This is a genomic window from Fulvivirga lutea (genome assembly GCF_017068455.1).
GTDB classification, from domain to species: domain Bacteria; phylum Bacteroidota; class Bacteroidia; order Cytophagales; family Cyclobacteriaceae; genus Fulvivirga; species Fulvivirga lutea.
The window spans coordinates 3,754,305-3,772,457 of the sequence record NZ_CP070608.1 but is presented as its reverse complement, the minus strand read 5'-3'; the positions used below and the strand labels follow the sequence as shown (position 1 = coordinate 3,772,457).

Below are 18,153 nucleotides of genomic sequence, written 5' to 3'. Positions count from 1 at the left end.
CGGTGAAGTCCAAATGCGCTCTTACAAAATGTTGCAGAGCGTTTTTAGTCAACAATCCGAAAAAGTCCTTCTTCAGTTAAATCGTTCAGTGGAACAAGTCTAAGTGTGTCATTACGAGTTGTTATTCTATAACCGACAGTATCATAGCCCCAATTAATTATTAAGGAATCATGAGTTACCCAGAAAGGGAAAGTCTCATTTGCATGTAGATAAAATACAGAATCAGAAATATAAAAGTGTCCATTTTCCTTGGGGTCACTAAACCATGCGCCTTCAATTTCTTCTGGGTAATAATCGCGCTCGTAAACTATGATTTTGGAGCTATCAATTTTGTTTACTTCAACTTTCTTCTCTGTTATTTTCTCCACCGACTCGGTTAGAGTATTTGAAGAATTGTTATCAGGTGATTCTTCATTATTCTCTTGAGTATTACTGCCACAGGCAGTTAATATTGCAATTAAAAAGGATAGAAAATATTTAGTCTTCATGCTCTGCAACGCCCCTGTAAGGCGCGTTTGTTTACTTGTTTTACAGAGCATAAAACTAGCACGATTTGGGTTTAGAACCTAGCCGAGATACAAGCAGCTTAAGACACCCAATCCTTATAAATTGGCCACAAGTTAAGAGAAGAAAGTGGATGTGAAATGCTAACCCAAAACGTGCGGGCTAACCGCACCAAAGCATTTAGGGCTTCGCACGGTGAAGTCCAAATGCGCTATTACAGCATGTTAGCGGCTGGTTTTTCTTCTCCAGTCTTCTCTTCTTTGACGACTCTCATTTATTCGTTGTTGGTACTGAACTAATTTTACAATTAGTCTCCAAATTATTATTGCAAGAAATAAAGGAACTATGAAATTAAAATTATTTCCGGTTGCAAAGAGTAACATAAAGAAACCAACAAGTAAAATCACTATTATATTGACCCATTTATTCCATTTTGCTTGCTGAACTTCATTGTAAAACTTTCTGTCTAAGTTTAATTCAAGCGTTGTTTTCTTCATAAGCCATTTTTCCAGACTGTCATAGTTAATAAATTCCAAGTCCGAAATATTTGTCAAGTATCCAGAGTTTGTTTGAATACTTAATTTACGATAGTCGCCCATTTTAAACGTTTCCCACAAGTCCCATTTAAGACTTTTAATATTCTCGAATGTGAAGGTTTTAAATTGAAATCTGAAAGGAATAATGATAATGAGTTTCTTATCTGTCATCACGACTATTTTAAAGCGATAACAAAGAATTCCGAACATTCCGAAGCACATAAGAAGAAATAAAGCAAAGAAAATAGTGGAACCAGTTGTCGCTGAATCAACTTTGTCAAAAAACAATATTGACATTGAAATACTAATTGCACCAAAAAAGGTGAATCCAATTAGAGGCAATATATTGGGAATCCCTAGTTTCAAAATTCGATTAATTTATTTCGTTCTTGCGTTCATGTACTTGCCGCTAACGGTTTGCATATGACTTGTGGCGGTTTCGAAGCACTTTCCTGTCCACCGAAACCGAATTAGCTACGGAGCAAAAACCTTGCAGGCAGCCGTTCACCCGCCATAAGCTATATGTGTTGTTGGCGGTAGTATTTATTTCCCAAATTCTAGGTTTTCTCTTGCCACGATTTGCCATCTTTTCTGCCTGTGCTTATAAAATAGCTTTGCAAAGGCAGTGATGAACCCTGTCATAAACCCACCATAAATCTCAATCGAATCTGCATAGTAGATAGAATCTGTTCCGATTGCTTCCATCCGCACATCATGATTCCAAACTTTCGCACTCTTATCCCATTCTTTTGTTGAAATTTGGTAATTAGCCGAATCAATTTTAACGATGTTCAGATAATGAATTCCACCAAATGGGATGAATCCAAAAACTCTCATTTTAGCACCGTATGTCTGTCCTTCCTGCCATTTTTTTGGGAAACCTTCACCATCAACAGATTTGAACTTAATCATTCCTTTGGCAACAAACTGAAGCAATTCAGGAGTTTGAACATTTGTCCATGCTCTGGCAATTTCTATCGGTATCATACTTGACACAGTTAATCTACGTGCTTCAACACTATCACCTTTATATTCAATGTAAATCTTTTCTACCTTGGCAACTGGTTTGTTTTGTGATAATCCTTGTTTCATAAAGAAAGTTATAAGAAACAATAATATTATTACTCGCTTCATTCTCTTTTCTTATTCATATTACCGCCAACCTTTAGATTGAGTCGATATAATTATTCAAAGATATCCATTATGGTTATTGTAAAGTGAACTTGTGGGTAACTCGAAAGAGTTATCCATAAATACACTTTAAAAAAAGAAGCAGGTTAGGAACCATGCGCTAACCAGGTTAATGACCTATGGGGCGATTTGGCAACCTGCTTCTCATTTACATGTTCAAATGGATATCCGGGAACGTTCACCGCGTAGTCCCAATACCAAGGTTTAGAATTAATTAAATGAAATTATGAAGAAACTAGCTTTAACCCAAACCCTTTACCCCTATATCGTAGGAGTAGATGTAAGCAAAGAGAGTATCGATGTTTGCATGATCGACACAGCGCAAGATCGCTGTGAGAGCAAAGTATTGACCAACACCAAGGAAGGTTATATGAAGCTAAAACAATGGATGAAACGCTTAGGCAATGATGTAGATAACCAGACTCTGTTCTGTATGGAACACACCGGTATTTACACCCGTAATCTGGTCAAGTACTTACTAAGTAGGGGGTGTAAAGTTTGGATGGAGTCATCACTTCATATTAAAAGGAGTATGGGTCTAGTACGAGGCAAGACCGATAAGATTGATGCTGAGCGGATTGCAATGTTTGCCTATACACACCAAAAAGAGGCTAAATTGGTAACGATGACACACGCTACCCTAGACAGGCTCCAGTACTTAATGCGTACACGAGTGCGTTTGATGAAAGGATTGCAGAGCCAGGAGAAGGCCATTAATGAAATGGAATACTTTGATAAGAAAGCGGGACGTGAGATGCGCATGATGTGTCGTCAGGCGCTAGAAGGTCTGAATAAATCATTAGCTAAAGTAGAGGCAAAGATGTTGGAGCTGGTGAGTATCGATAGGGAAGTACGAGCACTTTACGAATTGATAACATCGGTAAAGAGTGTTGGTAAAGTATTGGCAATAGACTTGATAGTCTATACCCATGGGTTTACTAGAATGCTAGATGGTCGGAAGTTGGCCTGCTATTGTGGTGTGGCACCTTTTGAGTATCGGAGTGGTACAAGTATTCATTCCCCGTCAGGCACGTCACAATTTGCCAATAAGATATTGAAGAGTCATTTGCATATGGCTTCAATGAATGCCATTCGTTGTCATCAGGAACTTAGGGAATATTACCTGCGAAAAGTGGAAGAAGGAAAAGGGAAAATGAGTGCTATTAACGCTGTGAGAAATAAACTACTACATCGAATAGTGGCAGTGGTAAAACGAGGAACACCTTATGTAGAGAAATTGGATAAAAAGTAGACAAACTACTTGTTTTTATCATGGATATCGCCCCTGTAAGGCGCGTTTGTTTACTTGTTTTACAAGGCATAAAACTAGCACGATTTGGGTTTAGAACCTAGTTCCACAAAATGCAGATTGAAACACCCCGTCATTACAAGTAGTCCACAAGTTAAGAGATGAAAGTGGATGTGAAATGCCAACCCAAAACGTGCGAGCGAGCCGCACCCGAGCATTTAGGACTTCGCAAGGTGAAGTCCAAATGCGCTCTTACTCCATGTTGTAAAGCGTTTTTCTTTTATCATTTAGTGGTTGACTTTGCATATGGCAAAAGTTTTTCTGTCAGACAGAAGATATAAGTGATAGGTTTTGTCGAAATGGTTTTCAGTTATTGAAGATTTAGACATATTCAAAATGTCCAGATTATTTTCACTTAAGTAGTTGTCTAGTTCAATATTCAAATAGTAGCTACCTTCTGTGAATCTTTCACTCTTCACAATTGAATTTTCCAAGTTTTCAAAAGAAATCGAGTCAATTCTAAAAATGCCGAATTGCATTAATGGTTCCAGAAATCCACTTTCCTTTCCCGAATGAATTAGGGTTGGTTCGTAAACTCTGTCAAATTCAGCTATTTGATATACATCATCAAAAAGTTTAGAGGGTTCTTGCTGACAACTGCAAAGCAAAAAAGTGAATAGTATTGATAGAATTCTGCGCATTTACTATGCTTTACAACGCCCCTGTAAGGCGCGTTTGTTTACTTGTTTTACAGGGCATAAAACTAGCACGATTTGGGTTTAGAACCTAGTCGAGATACAAGCAGCTTAAGACGCCCCGTCCTTATAAATTGTCCACAAGTTAAGAGATGAAAGTGGCTATGAAATGCTAACCCAAAACGTGCGGGCCAGCCGCACCAAAGCATTTAGGACTTCGCACGGTGAAGTCCAAATGCGCTATTACAAAATGTTGCAGAGCGTTTTTAGTCAACAATCCGAAAAAGTCCTTCTTCAGTTAAATCGTTCAGTGGAACAAGTCTAAGTGTGTCATTACGAGTTGTTATTCTATAACCGACAGTATCATAGCCCCAATTAATAATTAAGGAATCATGCGTGACCCAGAATGGGAAAGTCTCATTTGCATGTAGATAAAATACAGAATCAGAAATATAAAAGTGTCCATTTTCCTTGGGGTCACTAAACCATGCGCCTTCAATTTCTTCTGGGGAATAATCGCGCTCGTAAACTATGATTTTGGAGCTATCAATTTTGATTACTTCAACTTTCTTCTCTGTTATTTTTTCCACCGACTCGGTTACAGTATTTGAAGAATTGTTATCAGGAGATTCTTCATTATTCTCTTGTGTGTTACTACCGCAGGCAGTTAATATTGCAATTAAAAAGGATAGAAAATATTTATTCTTCATGCTCTGCAACGCCCCTGTAAGGCGCGTTTGTTTACTTGTTTTACAGGGCATAAAACTAGCACGATTTGGGTTTAGAACCTAGTCGAGATACAAGCAGCTTAAGACACCCTGTCCTTATAAATTGTCCACAAGTTAAGAGATGAAAGTGGATGTGAAATGTTAACCCAAAACGTGCGGGTTAACCGCACCTGAGCAATTAGGACTTCGCACGGTGAAGTACAAATGCGCTCTTACAAAATGTTGTATGCTGTTTTTTTAATCTATGTACTTTTCAATAAATTCACCTACTTTATTGACGTCAATCTGTAGTTTTTGAGCCTCGCGATACATTTGATTGTCTTCAGTTATAAGAGGGCATTTTTCTTTCAGTGCTATTCCAACAAATATCATATCACCAGCCTTTAACTCGATCAGTTGTTGAGGAAAATAAGAATTTACGAATTCAGTATCAATCGGAATAGGTTTGAGATTTATAGAACTGTCAGCATCGAAGGATTCCATTAGTTCTAATGGCTGACCAACTTGATTTTTTTCCATTCGTGCAGCAGAAATAATTTCAAAATGAGCATGCATAGGGAACAATACTTCAAAATTTTCCTCTTTTATGAAGTCATAAATTCTTTTTGCTTGACTATGCCGTGGTCGATGACTAAAAAGCATATCAGCAAGGACTGAAGAGTCAATAACAATATTTGCCATAAATAAAGTCCTTCAATAGCATACAACGCCCCTGTAAGGCGCGTTTGTTTACTTGTTTTACAGGGCATAAAACTAGCACGATTTGGGTTTAGAACCTAGTTCCGCATAATGCAGCTTGAAACACCCCGTCCTTATAAATTGTCCGCAAGTTAAGAGATGAAAGTGGATGTGAAATGCTAACCCAAAACGTGCGGGCTAACCGCACCTGAGCATTTAGGACTTCGCATGGTGAAGTCCAAATGCGCTCTTACATCATGTTGTAGATAGTTTAGTTCTTGGTTCTAGACCTAATAGCAGCAAATGAAAATTCAACGTATTCCTTGAACTGTGATTCTGTCAGATCTTTTCGTTTATCACCATTGTTATGAAACATGCAGTCTAATTCCAATATATTATTTAGATGACCTAAATTTTCGAATTGTCCTCCCCACCAAATATCATCATAATTTGCTTCTTGAAATACACTGGGGATTAGGGATAATTCAATTTTCGAAAGCCTTTCTGGGTATCCATTTGAACGAAAGTAAGATAGTAATTTATTTAGAAGACTAAGCCTAAAAGAACCAATATCTGAGGAGTTTTTATATCCCTCGATTAGTGTCACTACTTCTTTTTCGAAATGCATATTAATTATCTACAACGCCCCTGTAAGGCGCGTTTGTTTTCTTGTTTTACGGGTATAAAACTAGCACGATTTGGGTTTAGAACCTAGTCGAGATACAAGCAGCTTAAGACACCCCGTCCTTATAAATTGTCCGTAAGTTAAGAGATGAAAGTGGATGTGAAATGCTAACCCAAAACGTGCGGGCGAGCCGCACCCGAGCATTTAGGACTTCGCACGGTGAAGTCCAAATGCGCTCTTACGGTATGTTACCAGCTGATTTATTTTTACGTCCAACCCAAACATTACCCACTTTTTTGGAATATATAATGTCCGTCTGTCCACCTATTGTTGTTTCCTCCGCTTCGTAACCGTCTTTGATTAAATCTGCTATTTCATCTTCCTCTAGGTCTTCTAAATTTTTGAATGATAGATTTTCATCTTTGTAAAGCTGAAAAGTGAATTGACTGAGGTCAAACAGTTCTGACTTCCATTTATTAGTAGGGAAATCAGCTTGATGTTCTGCAATTCTGTAATAGTTATTTCTTTGGTCACCGTCTTTATCCACTTGAGCGCAGACAACCTGACTTCTTATAAAATTTGGTTCGTTAATCCAGAGTTGCAAATCGTAAGGTTTATTTAGTTTCTGAAATTCTTTGTCCCAAAGGTTATATATGTCAATGAGTCTTTTTAGTATCAACTTTGAATACCACATTGGAGGGTTACGTTCTGAAAGTCGATTCCATGGGTCAATTCTTATCTTAACATAGTCTTCTAATCTGGATTCGAAATGATCGAAATCAGGCTTTTTTACTAATTCAAACCAGTGGTTAATTTTACGGACTTGCTTCTTCCAACCACGTATTTTCTTCTTATTTGGATCTATGCTCATCGCATATTTGCTGGTAACGGTTAGTATATGAAAAGTAGGCGATTTGGAAGCACTAAACTTTCGGTTTAGCACAAAGTTTGAAACGAGCCACAATCCTTTTTTTACCTCTGATTCGCCTATTTTTTATATACATTGTTAGCGGTTCGGCTTTACTATTTCATTCTGTTTTGTATCCATTCGAAAAATACTTTCAAGCTCCTTGACTATTTCAAATTCAGATTTGTTTTGATTGAAAATGCTTAAGTCAGGTTGAAAATTTCGGCTTCTTACTTTTTCATTTATCATATTTACCTGGTCATCCGATATGTTGATATGGATAGTCTGGTCTCTAGACTTAACTCTGTCTAGACAAAGATTGCTATCGGCATTTATACCAATCGTTGTTACTCTAAAATCCTTTCTTAAACTCAAAAGCATTCGGTCAAAATGTTCAGTTAAACCCGTTGATTCAAAGACAAGTTTATCCGTTTGATTTAAACAATCTCTGATTCCTTTTTCAATTTCTTGAAAAACTTGTTTAAGATACGCTTCATTATCAACTGCTCTTTCTTGCTTAATTTTTTTTGCCCAATCTTCTACGCGAACGAATCGTATCCCAAAGTGCTTGTCAAATATTGACCCGATGAAGGATTTTCCGCTTCCTTTTTGTCCGATTAATAGAAAAATTTCTTTCTGGTTCACTGTTGTTTCCTTTTTTACCTGACCGCTAACGCCTCTGTAAGGCGCGTTTGTTTACTTGTTTTACAGGGCATAAAACTAGCACGATTTGGGTTTAGAACCTAGTCGAGATACAAGCAGCTTAAGACACCCTGTCCTTATAAATTGTCCACAAGTTAAGAGATGAAAGGGGAGGTGAAATGCTAATCCAAAACGTGCGGGCTAACTGCACCAAAGCCATTTAAGGACTTCGCACGGTGAAGTCCAAATGCGTATTACAGTTTGTTATGTGTTTTTATTTTGTTCCACCCGTAGCTTATGAAATGACCTAATATTATGTACAAGGAGAAGGAGGCTGGCAAGCCAACTACATAGATTGCCTTGTCTCCATAAATTCTAATTGAAAGCCAACTGAGTAAACCTGCTAGTATAAATTTGACAGTTGTTATTTTCCAATTGATTCTTGATTTGTCAAATATGACATTGCACAGATGGTTGATGCTTGAGGTTAGAAAAAACATTAATCCAGCAACAATTGACATGAATACCGCACTATCATAAGAATATTCTCTACTTTGAGTTTCTTCCAAGTAAACATAATAAAATACAGGGAATGAAATTATGACAACTATCCATTGCCATTTTTCGTCCACTTTTCCTTTGTTCTTGCTCATTGAAATTACACATAACGGCCTGGCTTAAGCCAGACCTTAGTGGGCCTTATGTTTTGTTGTGTGTAGTTTTTCATTTCTTTCCTGAACAACGTATTTGAGCCATATTGCTTCAAGTTCCAAGTCAGGTAAACTTCCAACATTGGGACTTTTTTCCAATATATCGAAGGAAAGTTTGCCAATTCCAGTTCTTAAAAATCGTAAATACCCATCTTCCATGTGGATTTCAAAGAATTGCTCATTGAATTCACACTTTTCAACTTGCCAATTTTCTGGGATGTCAAGCTTCGCATTTCCAATCTTGTTCTCAAGGAAAATGTATTGTCCCATATTCAAGTATTCATTGTCCACTCGAATTTCCACCTTATTCTCCTCTTGCTTCCACAAAGAGCCAAATTCATCAGCTTCTTTTTGTACCTCATTACTCGTGCAGCCAAATAGAACTAGTATAAGTAAAATTATAATGTAGGGTTTCTTAGTCACTTGTTTCAGTTCAGGGCGAATCGCAATTACACATAACGGTCAAGTATAAGAGCAGTAGCGGATTTCGGAGCGATTACCTGTCCGCCACCACAAAAGTTTATTAAATGTACAGACCTTGATTTTACCACTGCACCCGCTATTGCTCTTATACAATGTTGTGCTTTCGTGCTTTTTCTTTTTCTGTCCTGCGGTGGCTGATAAGGATTGGATTTCTCATGTAGTTATCCCATTCAATTTCTTCCATACCTTCTTATAATCCTCTCCTGTAAGCCTTGAACCAGTTGGTCTTACTCGATTCCATGTTTCAGTTCCTTGTTGACCTATCCAATAGGAAACTGAACTTGAAGGTTGATCGAATATTTGACCACCTACAGATGCGCTATATAATTCACCAAGACGATTAGCAATGCTTCTTGGCACATTGTTTTTCCTCATCAAAACTCCTTCATCTGTGTTTACTCCATAGTGCAAATAAGCAGGAAGGTTCGCCATCCTTTTCTTCTCAATTTCAGAAAGACTTTCCCAATCCACGCCACTCGTTGGCATCTTTTGCAATGCAGCCAGACCCCAAGTAGCAGCATTAGCTACTACCTTGTATAATGCTTTGGTAGCTCTTTGAATTGCTGCATCAGCTTCTTCATTAGGATAAATTCTTGAAGCAATGCTGGCGATATCTTTTCCATTAACCCAGTCTATTACCAAACGGGCAATGCTTGAACGATCTAGTGGTTGTCCACCGGTATTCAACTCCTCAATAGATTTCTTGATCTCGTAGGTATTGAGCATTATTCCTACAAGTTTTTGCATACTCTGATTTTGCTCAGAAAATAGCTGGCTTTTATTCCAGTCTTGAGGTGAAAGGTTTGATGAAGCCATTCTACCTATCATTTGACGTACAGATAAAGATGAAAACCCCGTCTCATCAGACATTTTCGCTTCTGCAAGAGTAAGTGTGCTTGCATATCTACGGATGTTTTCCCTGAGAAATGTTTTCTTTTCTGACGGTAACTGACTGTATCCTAATGTTCCTTGCAATTTTTGCTCAAGCTGTGCAAGAAAAACATCTTGCTGTTGTGTTTGCCTCCTTAAATGTGATATAAATTGAAGAATGGCTGACCAGCGTTCGTCAACAAAAAGCCAACGGTCAAAATCGAATTCTGCATGACGTAAGGCACTATCAATAGCATTAACCAACTGCGAATGTAAGTCCTCGGATGCCCGTCTTACATAATTGCCAACTTCCAATAAATCTTCTTCATTTCTAACTGCCAGTCCAACCCAGCCCATAGTGTCTTGACCTGCACGTCCAACTCTTCCAGCTAGATTCCAAAAATCACGAACAGGCATTGGCCCAGAGAAAGGATAATTATATGATCCCATAATTACAGCAGAAATGGGAAAATTAATTCCTTGAGCAATTGTGGTAGTTGCTACTAAAGCTTGGAGCTTTTCATTGGACATTAGGTCTTCAATCAAAAAGCGAATTTCATCTGGTAGGGCAGAGCTATGAACAGCTATTCGTCTTTTTAAGAAGCGGGCTAACGGAAAATTTTCTCCCAACTCACTTTGCACAAGCCTAATCAAAAGTTCTACATCTTCATCGTTTTCAAGGTCATTTTGTGAACTTTCGTATATGTTTTCTGCAATAGTGTATGTTTCTCTAGGATTTGCTGCTAAAACAATAATTGGAGAATCTATACTTAATAACTTACCGGAAATGCAAGAAGCCACCTTTGATTTAGAATTACTAATTTCTGATTTTGTTTGTGACGCATTCTCAAATTGAGCAAGAGGTATCGCATCTCCAATTTCATAAGTACCTCTATCTGTATGTAGTGTTCTCAGCAGTAAATTATAATTCCTTCCTCTTCCATCTACCTGTACGGCTCCAACAACTCGTTCATTGGGTTGCCACCAATCTAATTCGAGATTGATAACATTTCCTCTATCACCAGCGAGCCAAGTTGCTACTTCATTTGAATTTGAAATATCAGGAGTCATTAGAAGAAAGTTGGCTTCTTCGCAATCATTCTTAATGGTAGACAATAAAAACTCCAGGTTCAATCCCCTATTGGTTTCCTCTAAATTATGGGCTTCATCCACAACCGTAAGCACCAATGGTCGCTCTGATGTCGTGCCAAGTCCCTGACGCACTAAAAGGTTCATTTTTTCATACGTGGTAACCAAAACATCAAATTCGGTTGTGTTGCCATTTTCTTCAACCAAATGCTGTTCAAATCCATCTAATTCAATAGCACCACTTGCTTTTTCTACCTGTATGCCAATGGGTCCCAAATCCCGATATAACTGTATATAGATTTGATTAACCAATGCTTTTGTAGGTACAACATAAGCAACCCAGCCACCCTGATTTTTAAATTGGTTTAATGCCTGAAGAATACGATACTCGGCAATCATAGTTTTGCCGCTTGACGTAGGCAAATTTACTACTATAGCTCTGTGAGCTGGATTCAATAATTCCCCTTCAATGATGGACTCTCTTTGAGGATACATCAATTCAAATAAACCTTTATCCTCTTTTCTTGAAATGAACTGGTTAAAACGAGTTACCCAGTTGTTAATACCTCTTGTGGTGTACCAAATGGTATTACGAACCATTTTGACTGCAAAGGCTTCAAAATACTGGTAAAGCAAGCTTAGGCTAATATTCCCTGATTTTTGGGCATAATCACCAGATAAATTAAGGTGATAATGCAATTGTGTCTCTGGTTCCAGCGGTCTACCTTCCATTAAATATTGCCCAAGTATTTCAATGCTTTTGGCGAAATGATATAGTGAAACTAATTCTGCTGCACCATAAGGACGGCTTTCTTCATTAACCTGATTGAGAAAATTATTCTCGAAATTATTTTGCTCTCTTCTGAGTTGGTTTATTAATTCTACTGCCTGTCCAACTTCATGCCAGGAGTCTTTTTTTACCAGATTAACAACCGCTTTAAAGGAAATGGTAAGTATTCTTTTGTTCCAATCTGCTCCGGCTTCCAAGTTATTAAAGACCGATTCACTTGTTTTAAGGTATTGTTTAACAAAATGCCAATGTTCACCTAAATACCCGAAAGTAATGAGTTTGAATTGCTCAAGGATGAAATATTCACTCTCTGGATTTATGGAAACTTGACTGGTAATATCGAAATAGACAGAGCAAAGAGCTTTAAATTCAGCTGAATCTCTTTCTTCCCAAAGTTCTATGATTCTAAGCTCGCATAGTTCCTTAGCTTTCTCAAGATGTGTTGAGTCTTCATTGGTTAAGCTAACTTCTCTAAATCGTTTTGATAGTTTCCCTTTTTGAATGAGCGCACCAATCCCGTCAAGCATATCAGGATATGCTCTTTCGAGATAGTTATATTTTATCTGAATGCTCATTAATCTCTATCGTTTATTATTTCTACCCAATCTTCTTTCCGTATGGGAAGATACATTGCCAAAAGCTTTATTCCTTTTGGTTCTAAAACATGCTCTTTCAATCTCTCATAACTAGATGAAATATCCCTTCCATCAGCCTCAACATCTCTAACCAGTACACCAAAAAGATGATAATATTCAATACCTGAATAGTATGCCCTTTGACTTGCTTCAAAGTCCCTTCTGAATTGGTGTCCTTCAGGGAAATGCCGCATTTTATTTTTGAGATAACTTATCAAAATCAGCCTCTTACTTCTGTCATTGTATAAATCTCTTAACTGGTTTTCCACACCCTTTGCACCTGTCATTACCTGTGGCGGTCTATTTGCCGTTTCAGAGGACGTTTTAACTTCACCGAAAAGAAAAAGCACTTGATCTTCTACTTCAATAAATCCGACTAAGTCTGCTCCTGTTTTATTACCCTTTGGATTTCTGGTATCTCTGTTTTCATTCCAGTGAAAGCGGCAAGAAAACTCTTGTTCCAGAATAACTTCAGCATAAGCCTCTCCCACTCGGAATTGTTGCACTTCGATTTCTTCATTTTCCAATGCCTGAATATCGGCTAATAAACCATCACTTGCTTCAAACCCTGTTTCATCCCTCAGTGCTCTTAATCTATCTAAAGAATCTTGCCATTCCTGACTATCTTTTAAATTATCCCGAACGGCATTCTGCAAGTGGTGGCGACACACCTGTTCATCAATACTCACTCCCTTATAGCATCTATTCGGGGATTCTATATGTTCAAACAGTACATTCATTTAATTCATAAGGCTTATTAGCTTATTTAAGTCAAGATGGTAAAAATAGTTACATTGTTCATCCATTATCAAGCTCTTTTGTTTTTAGTGATGGATTGTGTATTGGTAAAAAACAAATGTGCTTGAATTTGCATAGTCCTTTTTTTTGCATGAAGCACAACGCACAGCTATGATGAGTGGGGATTAGAAAGCACTAACCTCTCGTCTCGCACATAGCCACGCCTTGATTTAAATTTAAAAATTGTGGTGGACTTTCCAATCCCTACGAAAATATCCTGACCGATGAAACCCCATTCATTCATAGCACATGTTATCAGCTTCTTTAGATTACTTATACCAGTCAAGATTCGGCAGTGGGATGGGATTTTCTTGATTCTGAATTTCATGGTAAATGTTAATAAGGCTCATTGAAGGATCTCTAGTTGAATAGGCAACCCAGTATTTTTTGTCCTTACATTTATCATAGTGATATGCTAGTTTGCCTAGACGACTGTTCATAACCTCACGAGTGTATTTTATGTCATCAATATAATAGTAATAAACCATATAGGAATTAGCTGGATCTCCCCACCTGTCTACACTCTCCACTCCACCAATTGTAAGTTCGTAATCCTCCTTAATAAATTCCTTGTAGTTGTGGCTTTCAATCTGGGAATAAATGATGTAAATAACTGCAGCAATTATTACAATAGAAATGAATATTGATTCGCCAAGATTAGCATTTTTAACCTTTCTCTTCTTTGTTGACGAGGAAGGCGTTTCTGAATAATCAGCTGGTTCATTAGAGAGTTCCTTGTTATCGTTTTGAATGTTTTCAGTTGCTGACTCAATATTCGTTTCGAGTAGTCGATTTGCTTTTTGAAAATCTGAAGTTAAGATATGAATCTCATAAACGTCATCATACGCTCCTCCAACAATAGATGTTCCGATATTAGGCTGAATTTTCCTAAGTTCACATGTTATTTCATTCTCGTTGAGGAGTTCAATGAGGATGTAGGCTTGATCTAGATTGGTAAATCTTCTGTAGAATTTCAGTTCACTCATCTTGCGAATTGGAGTATTGCTGATAACGACCCCGGTAAGGCGCGTTTGTTTACTTGTTTTACAGGGTATAAACATAGCACGTTATTGGGTTTTAACCTAGTTCATGTGAAAGTAGCAAAGAAACACTGCGTCCTAGTTGATCATCCCCCGTGACAGATGAAAGTAGATGTGGAAAGCGACCCATAACGTGCGGCCAAGCCGCACCTAAGCGTTTAGGACTTCGCACGGTGAAGTCCAAATGCGCTCTTACGCTATGTTACCAGCATTTTATAGAGTCCAGCCATATTCTACTGATTCCACATAATATGTATTAGCTTCTTTTGAATATTTATAATTTACTCGATAAACAGCATTGTCATAAAATGTCAAATCACCTTTAGGCCGATGATAGAGGAGAACAGGAACCATCAAAATGTCATGACTAACCTGCAAAGGTTTTACTACCATATAAAGCTGTTCGGCTTTTACTTTGCTACGTTTTCCTTTATGAACTAAAACCGAGAGATTTTTGATTTTTTCTGGAGTTGGGATTGGAAGTTCTAAAGGAAGCTTAAGTGATAATTCAGTGAATTGATTAGTCTTTATTGAGTTGAGAACAGTATCAATTGAATTTAGATAAAGGTCAGAGTTAGTATGTATTTTTTGACCAAAAGACAATAAGCTTGAGGCTGAAAAAATGAAAAACATACATACTTTAAGATATTTCATATTGCTGGTAACGCCCGTGTAGAAAACGTATGCCACACGAGGCTATAAAAAGCTAAACGTAGCATTTTCTGCTAACTTTCTCAATCTAAGCAAGTCAAAAAAGCGCAGCACTTCCAAGTTCATGCTGCGTTCTGGTAAGTTGTTCTGCTATGAAATACAAGCAGAAAATGCGGTGCGAACTGCCCCGCCCGAAACTACAAGGTGCTTTAGCATATGTTTTTCTACACCATGTTGTGGGCCGCTTTAATTCTTACGTATCATAAGTGAAATTTTATCAGTTTCAGGTGTGTAGATTGCCTTAACCAAATCCCCACTTATTTTAGTTTCTGCTTTACCACCAGGGTTAATAAAAAGATTTCCGCTGAATTTAAAATGATATTGGTCACCGTATTTTCGTTCAATTTTCATGTGTGGAACAATACTTTCTGCCATATCAAGAGTATCACTTGCGATATCCATGTATCCGAGTTTCTTTAATTTCTGACTTTTCAATTCAAATAAGTCGATTCCTATTGAGTATTCGAATCCTTGTTCACAGGCAATAATAGTAGTGCTGTCCTTAAATTTGTAAAATGTGGGTTTATAGATATAGCTTTCTCCAGCATCTTGCGATATGAACTCAATTTCATTGTCAATTAAATACAATAATTTAAGACCTTCGAATTCAGTCGTTTCCCTTGTTATTTTAGAAGCAATAACAATTCTTTCCGTGTCATTTAATAAGTAAGAGTCCCGAACGTAATAACCTTCAAGCTCAAAATTCTTGTCATTTTTGAGTTCAATGACTTCTGGTGAGTCATCAGGAATTATCAAAAACAAGAGGATTGAGATTAATTGTAACATAGTCGATTAGTGGCCCACAACGCCAAGCTATGATGAGTGGGGATTAGAAAGCACTAATCTCTCGTCTCGCACATAGCCACGCCTTGATATAAATTTAAAACTTGTGGCGGACTTTCCAAGCCCCACATCAATTTCCTGACCGATGAAACCCCATTCATTCATAGCATATGTTAGCCACTTTTTTCACCCCAATGAAGAGTATGCAGTGCGTTATGAATTTCACGAATTTCGACATGAATATTCTCCAAATCTGATGTGTTAAACTGAGTCGTTTTATTCAGAATTCCTCCTTTGATTTTTTGATAGTTGTGAAACATGTGATTGTCACGATCCTCAACGTTTGTTAACACCAAACTATGAACGACTATATTTCTTTTCTTTCTTAGTTCATCGAGTTCATCAATCAATCCAATAAATTGATGTTTTTTAGGGAGTTCCGACTCTTCAAATTCCTTCCTAATTGATTGAAGTTTTTTCTCTGTTCGACTGTCAGCAAAGAAGTCAATTCGGTTTTCACGGAAACCTAGTTCCGACAGAATCTGTGAGAGAATAAACTCAGTTCTAACGAAACCACTGATAATATCTCCAATGAGACAATTAAGCTTTGACATCAGGAGAGGATTAGATTTTTATATTTCGCCCAACCGTAAATAAACTCTCTGATTTCTTGAACTCTTGATGAAGCATTAATCTTACCATTTCTGATTCCAACTGTCGCACTTAATCCTTGTAGATAGTTAAAAACTCCAAGGTTATCAAATTGAGGATGCTCATTCGAGTCTTGATAGCCAGGATTAAGCCATTGACAGTAGATTTGGTATTCACGTTCAACGAAATAATCAATGGTTTGTCTGACATCCTCGCGATACTGCATCGAGCATAAAACTATTTTTGGCTCATTAACAGTAATAAGTTTACCAACATATTTTTGTCTTTCTTCAGGACTTCCACTAACCAAGAAAACTTTAACATATTCAGTTGAGTTCAAGTACAGATCATGTTCGTAAATGCCTGTTTTTACAGTTCTTCCAAATAATTGGTTCCAAGTTGTTGATTTACCTGAATTACTATGTCCGAGTACGGCAATTAGAAGTTTGTCCATTTTCGTTTCGCTGAATTGTGGCTAACGCCACTGTATAAATTCGTGGCTGATTAAAAGTATAAAAATTTCAGTTAACTACCGAGGCAATCCGCAGGATTGGCTTATTAAATTAATTTTCACCAATAAGGCAATCCTGCGGATTGTCGGGCCTTCTACAAAGAACTGAAGCAACAATAACCTACTGAACAGCCATGATTTATACAGAATGTTGGCGATTCGTTATTTTCTAAAAACCCAAAGTTTAGCTCTCTTAGATAGCCAAAGTAACATGACTAAAAACATTACCACAACTCCAATCAACACAAATCCAATTATTTTTTTGACTTTCGTACCACTCTGATAGACAATCTGTCCATTTTTTTCAATTTGTCTAATGAGGCGAGTTATATTTTCATGTTCTGTAATGAGATTGTTATCGTAATGTACCTTCAAGTTATCATCTATTTTGAATTTATGATTCCAATGCTCACCTTCCCTAATTGCGTTTTCTCCTGAGCCTAGAAATATTCCAAAATACTGTTTTGTACTATTAAGCTTAAATACAAAAGTGTATCTGTAGTTATTGCCTCTGTATTGCTGTTTTATCACCTCCTTGGATGTTAATTTCCCCTTTGCAACCGCTAGGTCGTCCAATGTCTTGCTAGAGTTGGAGAGCATAAAGTAGGCAAGCACAGAGAATAAAATAATGGGAGCTAGAATAATATTCCTCCGATATTTAAAATCTGATTTGGTAATCGGTCCAGTAAGTCTGTGTTTAAAGTTGCTCAATCAGAATTTGCAGTTTAAAAGGTTTAATCGTACCGAAATGATCGCCAACGCCTGGCTAGAAACTGTGCCTTACCAGACTTAAAAGCTCCAAAGTAGCGAAATCTGCCTTTATGTTCAATCTTTCTTTTTCCTTAGATGAAAAAGAAACAAAAAATCAAGCCAGAATAATCCTTCCACCCTTCATGCCCGCCCGCACCCCGGTATTCTGGCAGGCCGCCCTCCAGCCGTGTTTTTTTTGAAACGTACCCGGCAGATGTAGCGGACCAAGTTTTGCAAACCAATGCAGACAGCTACTTACAGGCATAGTTTTATAGCCCTTGTTATAGTTAGTTTTCCTTTACCGCTCAGTCGCACGAGGGCTTACTTGCAGGTCAGTGGATAAGCCTGCGAAACACAAGTCTTTCGGACTAGAAAGCACGTGGGCGGCCGTGCGGGAGTGATCCGCCAGTGTAAGAGGCATGTGCGTGAGTGGCGTGGGCGAGAACAGAGAAAGGCTAGTGGCTAGTTGCACCTCGGACTTCTGGAGATGTAGGGGAGCCGTGAGGGTGTGAATTAGGGGTAGTGCAATAGCAGATAACCACTTACCGAAACGTCAGAGAAGATACAGGCTAATCTA

At 37.8% G+C, this 18,153-nt stretch carries 19 protein-coding genes; 1 reads left to right on the top strand and 18 read right to left on the bottom strand.

All coding sequences use genetic code 11. The features are described from left to right. Positions 1-44 precede the first annotated feature (44 nt). From JR347_RS16800 to JR347_RS16790, 3 genes are all read right to left on the bottom strand, one after another. Positions 45-488, bottom strand: coding sequence for a hypothetical protein (locus JR347_RS16800; protein WP_205721741.1), 444 nt, complete (start codon positions 486-488; stop codon positions 45-47). 240 nt (positions 489-728) lie between these two features. Further along, a complete protein-coding gene (locus tag JR347_RS16795) occupies positions 729-1,406 on the bottom strand; it encodes a hypothetical protein (protein ID WP_205721740.1) in 678 nt (225 codons plus the stop codon). Positions 1,407-1,583: 177 nt separating this feature from the next. Further along, complete coding sequence (locus JR347_RS16790; protein ID WP_235689703.1) at positions 1,584-2,132, bottom strand: hypothetical protein; 549 nt, start codon at positions 2,130-2,132, stop codon at positions 1,584-1,586. A 325-nt stretch (positions 2,133-2,457) separates the two neighbouring features. Here JR347_RS16790 and JR347_RS16785 point away from each other — a divergent pair, with 325 nt between their 5' ends. Next, positions 2,458-3,483 carry an IS110 family RNA-guided transposase gene (locus JR347_RS16785; protein WP_205721738.1) on the top strand — a complete coding sequence of 342 codons (1,026 nt, stop codon included), beginning with the start codon at positions 2,458-2,460 and terminating at the stop codon, positions 3,481-3,483. Between the two features lie 284 nt (positions 3,484-3,767). On the opposite strand, the gene JR347_RS16780 is transcribed toward JR347_RS16785, so the two are convergent. The 15 genes from JR347_RS16780 to JR347_RS16710 all read right to left on the bottom strand — a co-directional run bounded on the left by JR347_RS16780 (position 3,768) and on the right by JR347_RS16710 (position 17,537). Further along, the gene (locus JR347_RS16780; RefSeq protein WP_205721737.1) at positions 3,768-4,181 is read right to left on the bottom strand and encodes a hypothetical protein; all 414 of its coding nucleotides are present in this window, start codon (positions 4,179-4,181) and stop codon (positions 3,768-3,770) included. 260 nt (positions 4,182-4,441) lie between these two features. Continuing rightward, on the bottom strand, positions 4,442-4,885 hold the full coding sequence (locus tag JR347_RS16775; RefSeq protein WP_205721736.1) for a hypothetical protein: 444 nt from the start codon (positions 4,883-4,885) through the stop codon (positions 4,442-4,444). A 255-nt stretch (positions 4,886-5,140) separates the two neighbouring features. Further along, a complete protein-coding gene (locus JR347_RS16770; protein WP_205721735.1) occupies positions 5,141-5,584 on the bottom strand; it encodes a type II toxin-antitoxin system VapC family toxin in 444 nt (147 codons plus the stop codon). A gap of 860 nt (positions 5,585-6,444) precedes the next feature. Continuing rightward, positions 6,445-7,149, bottom strand: coding sequence for a hypothetical protein (locus tag JR347_RS16765; protein WP_205721734.1), 705 nt, complete (start codon positions 7,147-7,149; stop codon positions 6,445-6,447). A 63-nt stretch (positions 7,150-7,212) separates the two neighbouring features. After that, positions 7,213-7,758, bottom strand: coding sequence for a nucleoside/nucleotide kinase family protein (locus JR347_RS16760; protein WP_205721733.1), 546 nt, complete (start codon positions 7,756-7,758; stop codon positions 7,213-7,215). A 251-nt stretch (positions 7,759-8,009) separates the two neighbouring features. After that, on the bottom strand, positions 8,010-8,408 hold the full coding sequence (locus tag JR347_RS16755; RefSeq protein WP_205721732.1) for a hypothetical protein: 399 nt from the start codon (positions 8,406-8,408) through the stop codon (positions 8,010-8,012). A 36-nt stretch (positions 8,409-8,444) separates the two neighbouring features. Beyond that, positions 8,445-8,888: a hypothetical protein gene (locus JR347_RS16750; protein WP_205721731.1), complete on the bottom strand. Its 444-nt coding sequence runs from the start codon at positions 8,886-8,888 to the stop codon at positions 8,445-8,447. A 213-nt stretch (positions 8,889-9,101) separates the two neighbouring features. Further along, on the bottom strand, positions 9,102-12,272 hold the full coding sequence (locus tag JR347_RS16745) for a DEAD/DEAH box helicase (protein WP_205721730.1): 3,171 nt from the start codon (positions 12,270-12,272) through the stop codon (positions 9,102-9,104). Continuing rightward, positions 12,272-13,072, bottom strand: coding sequence for a hypothetical protein (locus JR347_RS16740; RefSeq protein WP_205721729.1), 801 nt, complete (start codon positions 13,070-13,072; stop codon positions 12,272-12,274). The genes JR347_RS16745 and JR347_RS16740 overlap by 1 nt, the downstream gene beginning before the upstream one ends. Positions 13,073-13,399: 327 nt before the next feature. Continuing rightward, positions 13,400-14,116 carry a putative signal transducing protein gene (locus JR347_RS16735; RefSeq protein WP_205721728.1) on the bottom strand — a complete coding sequence of 239 codons (717 nt, stop codon included), beginning with the start codon at positions 14,114-14,116 and terminating at the stop codon, positions 13,400-13,402. Between the two features lie 267 nt (positions 14,117-14,383). Further along, complete coding sequence (locus tag JR347_RS16730; RefSeq protein WP_205721727.1) at positions 14,384-14,824, bottom strand: hypothetical protein; 441 nt, start codon at positions 14,822-14,824, stop codon at positions 14,384-14,386. A gap of 243 nt (positions 14,825-15,067) precedes the next feature. Then, a complete protein-coding gene (locus JR347_RS16725) occupies positions 15,068-15,667 on the bottom strand; it encodes a hypothetical protein (RefSeq protein WP_205721726.1) in 600 nt (199 codons plus the stop codon). A gap of 170 nt (positions 15,668-15,837) precedes the next feature. Continuing rightward, complete coding sequence (locus tag JR347_RS16720) at positions 15,838-16,278, bottom strand: hypothetical protein (RefSeq protein WP_205721725.1); 441 nt, start codon at positions 16,276-16,278, stop codon at positions 15,838-15,840. After that, positions 16,278-16,769 (bottom strand): hypothetical protein, encoded by a 492-nt coding sequence (locus tag JR347_RS16715; RefSeq protein ID WP_205721724.1) that lies wholly within the window; start codon positions 16,767-16,769, stop codon positions 16,278-16,280. The genes JR347_RS16720 and JR347_RS16715 overlap by 1 nt, the downstream gene beginning before the upstream one ends. Before the next feature lie 219 nt (positions 16,770-16,988). Then, on the bottom strand, positions 16,989-17,537 hold the full coding sequence (locus JR347_RS16710) for a hypothetical protein (protein ID WP_205721723.1): 549 nt from the start codon (positions 17,535-17,537) through the stop codon (positions 16,989-16,991). Positions 17,538-18,153: the final 616 nt, after the last annotated feature.

Coding starts and splice junctions, on each gene's coding strand:
- JR347_RS16775 (WP_205721736.1), bottom strand. CDS start 4,885: ATGAAGAATAAATATTTTCTATCCTTTTTAATTGCAATATTAACTGCC.
- JR347_RS16745 (WP_205721730.1), bottom strand. CDS start 12,272: ATGAGCATTCAGATAAAATATAACTATCTCGAAAGAGCATATCCTGAT.
- JR347_RS16780 (WP_205721737.1), bottom strand. CDS start 4,181: ATGCGCAGAATTCTATCAATACTATTCACTTTTTTGCTTTGCAGTTGT.
- JR347_RS16740 (WP_205721729.1), bottom strand. CDS start 13,072: ATGAATGTACTGTTTGAACATATAGAATCCCCGAATAGATGCTATAAG.
- JR347_RS16800 (WP_205721741.1), bottom strand. CDS start 488: ATGAAGACTAAATATTTTCTATCCTTTTTAATTGCAATATTAACTGCC.
- JR347_RS16735 (WP_205721728.1), bottom strand. CDS start 14,116: ATGAGTGAACTGAAATTCTACAGAAGATTTACCAATCTAGATCAAGCC.
- JR347_RS16770 (WP_205721735.1), bottom strand. CDS start 5,584: ATGGCAAATATTGTTATTGACTCTTCAGTCCTTGCTGATATGCTTTTT.
- JR347_RS16725 (WP_205721726.1), bottom strand. CDS start 15,667: ATGTTACAATTAATCTCAATCCTCTTGTTTTTGATAATTCCTGATGAC.
- JR347_RS16785 (WP_205721738.1), top strand. CDS start 2,458: ATGAAGAAACTAGCTTTAACCCAAACCCTTTACCCCTATATCGTAGGA.
- JR347_RS16790 (WP_235689703.1), bottom strand. CDS start 2,132: ATGAAACAAGGATTATCACAAAACAAACCAGTTGCCAAGGTAGAAAAG.
- JR347_RS16730 (WP_205721727.1), bottom strand. CDS start 14,824: ATGAAATATCTTAAAGTATGTATGTTTTTCATTTTTTCAGCCTCAAGC.
- JR347_RS16715 (WP_205721724.1), bottom strand. CDS start 16,769: ATGGACAAACTTCTAATTGCCGTACTCGGACATAGTAATTCAGGTAAA.
- JR347_RS16755 (WP_205721732.1), bottom strand. CDS start 8,408: ATGAGCAAGAACAAAGGAAAAGTGGACGAAAAATGGCAATGGATAGTT.
- JR347_RS16720 (WP_205721725.1), bottom strand. CDS start 16,278: ATGTCAAAGCTTAATTGTCTCATTGGAGATATTATCAGTGGTTTCGTT.